Here is a 9,517-nt window from a genome sequence, read left to right as displayed (position 1 = left end):
CGCGAAGAGGCCAGCACATTCAGCATTTATGTTGCCTGACACACCGCCTTCGCGAGCAAGCCCGCTCCCACAAGGGCTGCGTTTCAAACTCAACCCTGTTGAAACATTTCCCGAGCCCGCTGCTCAATCTGCTCCAGGGTCAGATCTTCCTTGTGAGTCGCCAGAAACCAAACATGCCCGTAGGGATCCCTCAGGCTGCCGGTACGATCACCATAGAATTGATCCTTCACCTCCGAGATCACCGTACCACCCGCGCCAATGGCCTGGGCAAACGCGCGATCCACGTCCTCGACATATAAATGCAGGCCCACCGATGGCGATTGGTCCGGGTTGCCCAGCGGGCCTTGCTCGCAGGGTGTACCGAGCATGATCGGGAAGTCGTTGATCCGCAGTTCAGCATGACCGATACCGCCATCGGGCATTGCCAGGCGCATGACCTCGGTGGCATTGAAAGCTTTTTTGTAGAAATCGATGGCTTCGGCCGCTTTTTGGATGCCCAGGTAGGGCGTGATGCAATGGAAACCTTCAGGAATGGCGTTGACACCCATGACGTTTCTCCTTTTTGTAGAGGGCGAAGAGCACCTTCGCCGACGGATGCCTATCCACTATAGGGCAGCGTCCTGGCACCAGCGCTTGGCCCGACGAACGTCTCACTGCTCATCCAGCAGATGGGCGCCCGGTCCGCGTTTGCCCAGCACATCGCCCTGATTGCGCAACGGGCAGCCTTCCATCGACAGGCATCCGCAGCCGATGCAGCTGTTGAGCCGGTCACGCAGCGCGATCAACTGGTTGATGCGCTCATCCAGCTCCCGGCTCCATTGTCCTGACAGGATTTTCCAGTCGGCCGCCGTGGGTGCGCGGTTGTCCGGCAGGGTTTTCAATGCCTGGCCGATTTCCGCCAGCGGAATTCCCAGGCTTTGGGCGACCTTGATCAGCGCCACGCGGCGCAACACTTCTCGCGGGTAACGGCGTTGGTTGCCCGGGTTACGCGTGCTTTTGATCAGCCCCCTGGCTTCATAGAAGTGCAGCGCAGTGACCGCCACGCCGCTGCGGGCAGCCACTTGGCCGACGGTGAGTTCCTTATGGACATTTATTTGTGACATTTGCCTAGATTCACCGCTTGACCTTGACTTAACTAGAGGTTTTACCCTGCACGTCTTCGGATCGCAAGATTCGCCTTACATACAGCGGGGACCTTTCATGCAATCGTCAAGGAACAATCGCAGTTTCACCCAACTGATGGAGTTCGACATCGAGCCTCAATGGCAGCAGGCCCTGGTCGCGGCGCTGTCGGAACAGACCGAGCGCCTGGCTCGGGACCATCGGGGATTTCTGAGTGCCAGTATCCAGGCCAGCGACGACGGCCGGCGGGTGCTCAATTACTTGCAGTGGCAGACTCGCGAGGCGGGTGAAGCAGCGTTTCGACGCTTCGAGACTGGCGAGCAGGATTTCTGGCGTCTGGTCCAGGCGCACCGCGCCAAAGCCGTCACGTTCGGTTCGTTCGAGGTGCTCTGCACCATCGAACGCAGCCTGGACAACGCGCTGCATTGCCAGCTGGTCGATTGAGCGCAACGGCTGATCCAGGGACGCAATACCCACTATCGAGAGGGTTGATTTCTGCCGGGCAGGGCCGGCGAGTAGCCTTTGTTCATCGCCCAACTCCAGAACGTCGGACACTCGCCATGAACCGTACCCTTGCCATTTTGCTGCTGTTGACTGCCACCGTACTGAGCGGTTGCGCCACCTCTTCCCCGGAGCTGCGCCCGTACAGTGCTGACGAAGCCCGTGAGCTGGCCCTCGAAGCGTTGAATCGCCGGGGCTTGTCGTTCGACGAATACCACGCAAAGAAAACCGAGTTGCTCGGCACGGCGCAGAAAAATGTCGGTTTCGACGACCAGGGTGAGATGAGCGCCGAGCTGGGCGTGCAGGTGCCGGGCCGGTCGAGCTGAGGGACTGTACTGCTCGAAGTTTTGCCCAACTGTCCGTGGGTTTGCGCCAGCACGTCGGGTAGGGTCATGACTTGACTGACCGCCCCGATGGACTGACCTGACATGACCCTTTCGCTCGACCTCCTGCTGGCCTTCGCCCTGTTTGCCCTGGTGACTTCGATCACCCCGGGTCCCAACAACACCATGCTGTTGGCGTCGGGTGTCAATTTCGGTTTCAGCCGCACCATTCCCCACATGCTGGGTATTACGTGCGGCTTCTTTTCCCTGGTGCTGGCGGTAGGCTTTGGCCTGGGCGCGGTGTTCCAGACTTACCCGTTGCTCTATACCGCGCTGCGCTACATTGGCGCGGCGTACCTGCTGTACCTGGCGTGGAAAATAGCCCACTCCGGGCCGGTTTCGGAAAGCCAGCCAGGGAACAACACGCCGATCAGTTACTGGGGCGCGGCCGCGTTCCAGTGGGTCAACCCCAAGGCCTGGATCATGGCCATCGGCGCCATCAGTACATACACGCCACTCCAAGGCTATTTCTTCAACGTCGTGGTGATTGCGGCGGTGTTTGCCTTGATCAACCTGCCAAGCGTCAGTCTCTGGGTGGTTTGCGGCAGTCTGTTGCGCAATTTGTTGCGTGATCGTCGCTGGCTGCGCCTGTTCAACTGGGGCATGGCGTTGTTGTTGGTTGCCTCGATGTATCCGTTACTGCTGGAAAGCATCCGTTGAGGGCTGAGCTTCGACGCGATGCCTGCTAAGCTCGCTGTTCAGGAGCGTTCCTACGCACTTTTAAACGAAGTCCGACTTCTTTAAGGTCTTCGATCAGGTATTGCCAGTCTCGAATCCAACGAGGGCGCCTGGTCCCGGAGCAGGCTCTGCGAGTTTCCCATGAATAAACGTCCGTTATATTTCGATTACGCCGCCACCACGCCGGTAGACGAGCGGGTCATCCAAGTCATGGTCGAGTGTCTGGGCTTTGACGGCAACTTCGGCAATCCGGCTTCGAGTTCCCATGCCTTCGGCCAGGAGGCCCGTCGCTCAGTCGAGCACGCGCGCCAGCAGGTGGCGCAGCTGGTGGGGGCTCAGCCGGAACAGATCGTCTGGACGTCCGGTGCCACCGAGTCCAACAACCTGGCCCTCAAGGGCGTGGCCCAGGCACGCGGTGAGTCAGGCGGCCATGTCATCACCAGCCTGATAGAGCACAAGGCGATTCTCGATACCGCGCGGCAGCTCGAGGAAAGTGGTGTCGCAGTGACCTGGCTGGCGCCGGATGCCGAGGGGCTGATCAGCCCGCAAGCAGTTCGCGAGGCGCTGCGTGAGGACACATTTCTGGTCTCGCTGATGCTGGTGAACAACGAGCTGGGTACCGTCAATGACGTGGTTGCCATTGGCCGGATCGTACGCGAGCACGGCGCGCTGCTTCATGTGGACGCCGCCCAGGGCGCCGGCAAGGTAAAAATGGATCTGGCCCGCTGGCCCGTGGACCTGATGTCTTTTTCCGCGCATAAAGTCTATGGCCCCAAGGGTATTGGCGCGCTATACGTCGGCGACCGGGCCCGGCCGCGGCTGTCGGCGCAGATTCATGGTGGCGGGCATGAAGGTGGTTTGCGTTCCGGCACCCTGGCGACTCATCAGATCGCTGCCATGGGCGCCGCTTTCGAACTGGCCGCCCAGGCCTTCGATGAAGAACTCGCTAAAATCGTCCGGTTGCGCAATCGTTTGCTTGAGCCACTGCTGGCCTTGCCCGGTGTGCGCATCAATGGCAGCGCGACCCGGCGAATTCCCCACACGCTGAGCCTGACCTTCAACGAAGGGGCGTTCAACTCGGCGACGTTAGGCGTGTCGATTGCATTTTCCGCGACTTCGGCCTGCAACTCGGCGCAAAACACCCCATCCCATGTTCTCCTGGCGCTGGGGCACGATGCCCGCGCGGCCGGGCGGACGATTCGTTTAAGCCTGGGGCGTTTCACCACCGAGCAGGATATCGACGAGGCGGTACGGTTGATCAAGGCGGCTTGCGCGGCTGCGCCGGCATTCTGGGCCACCACTCCATAAGCCGAGCGTTTTCGGCACCGAACAACAAATGAATGAGCAGGAGAAACGATGAGTACCGAGCCTTTGACCCATGGACTGGTTCCCCAGCGCCTTGCCCGAATCCGCCGACTGATGAGCCAGCAGGGCATCCATGCGCTGCTGGTGCCGTCGGCTGACCCGCATCTGTCGGAATATCTGCCGGGCTATTGGCAGGGGCGGCAATGGTTGTCGGGGTTCCATGGTTCGGTCGGTACGCTGGTCGTGACCGCAGATTTCGCCGGCGTCTGGGCCGACAGCCGTTACTGGGAGCAAGCCACCCAGGAGCTGGAAGGCAGTGGCATAGAACTGGTCAAGCTGATTCCAGGTCAGCCTGGCCCGCTGGACTGGCTGGCCGAGCAAACCCCTGAGGGTGGAGTGGTTGCGGTAGACGGCGCGGTCATGGCCGTGGCGTCGGCCCGGACGCTGAGCGGCAAGCTTGGGGAGCGTGGCGCGCGGTTGCGTACCGACATCGATTTGCTCAATGACGTCTGGACTGATCGCCCGAGCCTGCCCGATCAACCGATCTATGAACATCTGCCGCCCCAGGCAACCGTCAGTCGGGTGGAGAAACTCGCCAGGTTGCGTGAAACCCTCAAGGAACGCGGTGCTGACTGGCATTTCATCGCCACGCTGGATGACATCGCCTGGCTATTCAACTTGCGCGGCGCCGACGTATCGTTCAACCCGGTGTTCGTCTCCTTCGCCTTGATCAATCAGCAACAGGCAACACTGTTCGTGGCCTTGGACAAGGTAGATGCAGCGCTGCGTGCCGTTCTTCAACAGGACGGCGTGCTTCTGCGTGATTACAGTGAGGCGGCCGCCGCATTGCGTGAAGTGCCGGAGGGCGCGAGCCTGCTGGTTGATCCGGCACGGGTCACGGTGGGCTTGCTGGATAACCTGGGCCGCGACGTCAAGCTGGTCGAAGGGCTTAATCCTACGACGCTGGCCAAATCCCGCAAAAGCCTGGCCGATGCCGAGCACATCCGCAAGGCCATGGAGCAGGACGGCGCCGCGCTCTGTGAGTTCTTCGCCTGGCTGGAAGCTGCCTGGGGCCGCGAACGCATCACCGAACTGACCATCGATGAGCACCTGACCGCTGCCCGTACACGCCGGCCGGACTATGTGTCCCTGAGCTTCAATACCATCGCCGCCTTCAATGCCAACGGCGCGATGCCGCATTACCACGCCACGGAAGAAGCCCATGCGGTCATCGAAGGCGATGGCTTGTTGCTGATTGATTCCGGCGGGCAGTACCTCGGCGGCACCACGGACATCACTCGCATGGTGCCGGTCGGAACACCCACCGCCGAACAGAAACGCGATTGCACCCGCGTGCTCAAGGGCGTGATTGCCTTGTCCCGGGCCAAATTCCCACGGGGTATTCTCTCGCCGCTGCTGGATGCCATTGCCCGCGCGCCGATCTGGGCCGAGCAGGTGGACTACGGGCACGGCACCGGTCACGGCGTCGGTTATTTCCTCAATGTCCACGAAGGTCCGCAGGTGATTGCCTACCAAGCCGCTGCTGCGCCGCAAACCGCGATGCAGGCGGGCATGATCACCTCCATCGAACCGGGTACTTATCGTCCCGGTCGATGGGGCGTGCGCATCGAGAACCTGGTGCTGAACCGCGAGGCGGGGAGCAGCGAGTTCGGCGAGTTCCTCGAGTTCGAAACCCTGACCCTGTGCCCGATCGACACCCGCTGCCTGGAGCCATCGTTGCTGACCCAGGACGAAAAAGACTGGTTCAACGCCTATCACGCCGACGTTCAGCGGCGGTTGAGCCCGCTGCTGGAAGGGGCTGCGTTGCGATGGCTGAACGAGCGAACCGCAGCTATCTGACGTAGGCGGTCAACCCAGGGCTTCACGGACGAAGTCCAGGCGATCCTGGCCGAAGTACAGCTCGTTGTCGACAAACATGCTCGGGGCGCCGAATACGCCCCGTTCAATGGCCTCTTCGGTGGCGGTCTTGAGGGCTTGCTTGACCTGCTCGTCAGCCGTCAAGGCGAGCACATAATCAGGATCGAAACCGCCTTCGTCCAACACCGCCGCCACGGTGGCCGGGTCGTTGAGGTTGCGCGCGTCTATCCACAGGGCGCGGAACAGGCAAGCGACGAAGGCCTCGAACCGCTCAGGCTGGCGCAGCTGCATACCGGTGACGGCGCGCATCAGCAATAGCGTATTGATCGGGAAGTAGGGATTGAGCTTGAAGGCGACGCCGTAGCGGTTGGCGAAGCGATTCAGATCCTTGAACAGATAAGGGCCTTTGGCCGGTATGGTAATCGGAGACGCGTTGCCGGTTGCCTTGAAGACACCGCCCAACAGCATTGGACGATAGATCAGCGTGCTGTTCGTTTGTGCACACAGCGTCGGCAACTGGGTATAGGCCAGGTATGTGGTCGGGCTGCCGAGATCGAAGTAGAACTCCACCGATTTGCTCATGTTCACTGCTCTCTTATGGTTGTACAGGAGGGTTTACCAGCGTTCGTTCCAGGGGCGCAGGTCCAGCTCAAAGGTCCAGGCGTCGCGAGGCTGGCTGTGCAGGTACCAATAGTTCTCGGCAATGTGTTCTGGATTCAGGATGCCGTCCTCGTCCTTGGTCGCGTATTTCTCCGGAAAATTATCGCGGATGAAGTCCGTGTCGATGGCGCCGTCCACCACCACATGGGCCACGTGAATATTCATCGGCCCCAGCTCCCGCGCCATGCTTTGGGCCAATGCCCGGATGCCATGTTTGGCCCCGGCGAATGCGGCGAAACCTGCAGCACCGCGCAGGCCTGCCGTTGCACCGGTAAACAGAATCGTCCCGCGCTGACGCGTGACCATGCGCTTGGCCACTTCCCGTGCGTTGAGGAAACCTGAGAAACAGGCCATCTCCCAGATCTTGAAATACTTGCGCGCGGTTTCTTCGAGGATGCTGCAAGGGACGTTGGCGCCGATATTGAACACAAAGGCTTCGATCGGGCCGATCTGGTTCTCGATCTGCTCGATCAATGCGACCACATCATCCTCGTTGCGAGCATCACAGGCGAAACCATGGGCTTCGCCGCCCTGGGCGCGGATCCCGTCAACCAACGGCTGGAGCTTGTCGGCGCTGCGGCGGGTCACACAAGCGACAAAACCTTCCCGTGCGAAACGTCTGGCAATTGCCCCGCCCGTGGCATCGCCCGCACCCACCACCAGCACGACTTTCTTGTTATTCATGATTCGCCTCATTGGTAAACGATCGTTAGCTAAACGAACGTTATGCTAAGATCCGGCGAGCGTCAAGGTAAGCAATCAGGGGCAGGACCATGCGTTATTCAGCCAATCACAAGATGGAAACCCGGGAGAAGCTGCTCGCCAGCAGCGCTGTCTCCGCCAAGACGTTGGGATTCTCAACGGTCGGCGTCGATGGCCTGATGAAAGCGATCGGGTTGAGCGGCGGGGCGTTCTACAGTCACTTCTCCTCCAAGGATGAGTTGTTCAAGGCCATCGTCGAGCGGGAGTTGGCCCAAAGCCTGGATCGACTGAGTGGCGAAGGCGCCATGGACCGCGCGAAATTGAAGCGCTGTCTCAAGCACTACCTGAGCATGAGCCATGTCGAACAACCCGAAGCGGGTTGTGCATTGCCGGTGCTGGGCGCCGAGATCGCGCGATCGGATATACAGGTGAGGGAAGCGGCGCAAACATGGATCTGTCGTTTGCATGAAAGCTGGGCGCAGGTATTGGGGAGTGACGCCCTGGCCTGGGCCATCCTGTCTCAATGCGTAGGAGCGCTGGTGATTGCGCGGATGATGGCGGAGCCTGGAATCCAGCGGGATATTCTCAAGTCCAGCCATGACGAGATCACTTGTCGAATGGCCGGGCTCGATTGAGGCCTATTTGCAGATCACGATCATGCTGCGGCTGGTATAGCCGGCGGGGTTGAGCCCGAACGGATAGTCGCCCGGTTCCTCCACGGCGTCGCCGGACTTGGCAATGACCTTGTAACTCTTGGGCGCGCAGGAGTTGGCGGCGCTGGCGGCGCACTGGTCCCAGGAAGAGGAAAGGCCTGAGCAATTGATATGCAGGCCTTTTTTACCGCGTTTGACTTCAGTTTTCGTTGTCGCTGCGCAGCCAGCAATAGCCAGTACGGCGATCAATATCAAAATTCGTTTCATTCCCGTCCTTTACGCCGTCATGGATCTTATGTCTACGTACGGCTGCGTTCGCTTGCGCTTGAAGCGTTCATGACGTCCTGTATGAAAAATCCATGTCTGCCATTGGGTTACGGGCCTAAACATGGCCTAAATGCGCGGCAAATACCAGACCTTCGTTAAAACCTGCTTCAATCTGCCGCGATGGCGGGTGTCGCTGTGTTGTCCATGGTCAATGTTGCACCGACCGATGCAAGGATGATGCAGGCTATGGCGGCCCATTGGGCCAGGGACAGGAACTCCTGGAGGAAGATAAATCCGGACATGGCGGCGATTGCGGGTTCGATACTCATCAGGGTACCGAAGGTACGCGCCGGCATGCGGGTCATCGCGACCATTTCCAGGGTGTAGGGCAGGGCTGTGGATAATATGGCGACGCCAATGGCGACTGGTATCAGGCTCGGTGTCAGCAGCGCAGCACCTGCGTGGACGATGCCGATCGGGGCAACGAACAGGGCAGCGATTACAACGCCGAGTGCCGCGGTTTGCACGCCATGGTCCGCGCCAGCTTTTTGGCCAAACAAGATGTACAGCGCCCAGCAGACACCCGCCCCCAACGCATAGCAGGCGCCGGTCAGATCGATACCGGCACCGGGGGCACCTGTCGGTATCAGCAGAAGCAGGCCAATCACCGCCAGGGCGATCCAGAGAAAATCGATTGCCCGGCGCGAGGCATAGATGGCCACGGCCAGCGGGCCGGTAAACTCCAGTGCTACGGCGATTCCCAGCGGCACCGTGCGAACGGACATATAGAAGAGGAAGTTCATGCCACCCAGTGCCATCCCATAGACGATCACGGTACGCAGGGATTGGGCGGTGAGTCTGGCGCGCCATGGGCGTAGCAATATAAGCATGATGATGCTGGCGAAAATGAGCCGTAGCGTTGTGGTTCCTTGGGCGCCCACGACCGGGAACATGCTTTTGGCAAGGGAGGCGCCAGACTGGATGGAGGCCATGGCTATCAATAGCAGGGCAACCGGGAACAGGGTGGATGCCAAGCTGCGAGGTGAGGGAGTCATTGCGAAATATCGTCCGGGTATAAGGCAGGGAAGCGGGTTTGAGCAGTATATTGCGCATTCGAAGTGATTTCGTCTATATACAGCGCGAATTTAGGGGCGGCGCTGCGTATGAATAGAAAAATTGAATTAAAGGTTGACGGCAAATTCCAGACGTCTATAATTCGCCCCACTTCCGGCGCAGTCGAAACGGAAAACTCCTTGAGTTTCAACGAGTTAAGTAGGTTTCGAAGGGGTAGGGCTTCAGTTCATCGAAGTCCGGAAGTAGTGGATAGGGCGATGTTGTTTGGCTCTATCGACGGTTCGATCTTCTCGG

General features: G+C 59.9%; 12 protein-coding genes. 6 read left to right on the top strand and 6 right to left on the bottom strand.

Annotated elements, in window-relative coordinates:
* Positions 1-89: 89 nt before the first annotated feature.
* Complete coding sequence (locus J7E36_RS24690; protein WP_215008913.1) at positions 90-548, bottom strand: VOC family protein; 459 nt, start codon at positions 546-548, stop codon at positions 90-92.
* A 102-nt stretch (positions 549-650) separates the two neighbouring features.
* Positions 651-1,103: a redox-sensitive transcriptional activator SoxR gene (gene soxR, locus J7E36_RS24685; RefSeq protein ID WP_215008910.1), complete on the bottom strand. Its 453-nt coding sequence runs from the start codon at positions 1,101-1,103 to the stop codon at positions 651-653.
* A 97-nt stretch (positions 1,104-1,200) separates the two neighbouring features.
* Here soxR and J7E36_RS24680 point away from each other — a divergent pair, with 97 nt between their 5' ends.
* The 5 genes from J7E36_RS24680 to J7E36_RS24660 all read left to right on the top strand — a co-directional run bounded on the left by J7E36_RS24680 (position 1,201) and on the right by J7E36_RS24660 (position 5,849).
* On the top strand, positions 1,201-1,566 hold the full coding sequence (locus J7E36_RS24680) for an antibiotic biosynthesis monooxygenase (RefSeq protein ID WP_215008908.1): 366 nt from the start codon (positions 1,201-1,203) through the stop codon (positions 1,564-1,566).
* 116 nt (positions 1,567-1,682) lie between these two features.
* Positions 1,683-1,949, top strand: a complete 267-nt coding sequence (locus tag J7E36_RS24675) for a hypothetical protein (RefSeq protein WP_215008906.1) — start codon at positions 1,683-1,685, stop codon at positions 1,947-1,949.
* A gap of 102 nt (positions 1,950-2,051) precedes the next feature.
* Complete coding sequence (locus J7E36_RS24670; RefSeq protein ID WP_215008905.1) at positions 2,052-2,666, top strand: LysE family translocator; 615 nt, start codon at positions 2,052-2,054, stop codon at positions 2,664-2,666.
* 159 nt (positions 2,667-2,825) lie between these two features.
* Positions 2,826-3,992 (top strand): cysteine desulfurase family protein, encoded by a 1,167-nt coding sequence (locus tag J7E36_RS24665; protein ID WP_215008903.1) that lies wholly within the window; start codon positions 2,826-2,828, stop codon positions 3,990-3,992.
* Between the two features lie 48 nt (positions 3,993-4,040).
* Complete coding sequence (locus tag J7E36_RS24660; protein WP_215008901.1) at positions 4,041-5,849, top strand: aminopeptidase P family protein; 1,809 nt, start codon at positions 4,041-4,043, stop codon at positions 5,847-5,849.
* 9 nt (positions 5,850-5,858) lie between these two features.
* Here the strand turns inward: J7E36_RS24660 and J7E36_RS24655 are convergent, their stop codons facing one another.
* Both J7E36_RS24655 and J7E36_RS24650 read right to left on the bottom strand, forming a co-directional pair.
* Entirely contained in the window at positions 5,859-6,449 is a 591-nt protein-coding gene (locus J7E36_RS24655) for a 2-hydroxychromene-2-carboxylate isomerase (RefSeq protein ID WP_215008899.1), read from the bottom strand.
* A 33-nt stretch (positions 6,450-6,482) separates the two neighbouring features.
* Complete coding sequence (locus J7E36_RS24650; protein WP_215008897.1) at positions 6,483-7,211, bottom strand: SDR family oxidoreductase; 729 nt, start codon at positions 7,209-7,211, stop codon at positions 6,483-6,485.
* A gap of 89 nt (positions 7,212-7,300) precedes the next feature.
* Between J7E36_RS24650 and J7E36_RS24645 the strand changes: the two genes are divergently transcribed.
* The gene (locus J7E36_RS24645) at positions 7,301-7,864 is read left to right on the top strand and encodes a TetR/AcrR family transcriptional regulator (protein ID WP_215008895.1); all 564 of its coding nucleotides are present in this window, start codon (positions 7,301-7,303) and stop codon (positions 7,862-7,864) included.
* A gap of 3 nt (positions 7,865-7,867) precedes the next feature.
* On the opposite strand, the gene J7E36_RS24640 is transcribed toward J7E36_RS24645, so the two are convergent.
* The gene (locus J7E36_RS24640; protein ID WP_215008893.1) at positions 7,868-8,149 is read right to left on the bottom strand and encodes a hypothetical protein; all 282 of its coding nucleotides are present in this window, start codon (positions 8,147-8,149) and stop codon (positions 7,868-7,870) included.
* 167 nt (positions 8,150-8,316) lie between these two features.
* Positions 8,317-9,204: a threonine/homoserine exporter RhtA gene (rhtA, locus tag J7E36_RS24635; protein ID WP_215008891.1), complete on the bottom strand. Its 888-nt coding sequence runs from the start codon at positions 9,202-9,204 to the stop codon at positions 8,317-8,319.
* Between the last annotated feature and the right edge of the window lie 313 nt (positions 9,205-9,517).

It is taken from the genome of Pseudomonas fluorescens (assembly GCF_018614775.1).
In the GTDB taxonomy this organism is placed as follows: domain Bacteria; phylum Pseudomonadota; class Gammaproteobacteria; order Pseudomonadales; family Pseudomonadaceae; genus Aquipseudomonas; species Aquipseudomonas fluorescens_BY.
This window is presented reverse-complemented; position numbering and strand designations above follow the sequence as displayed.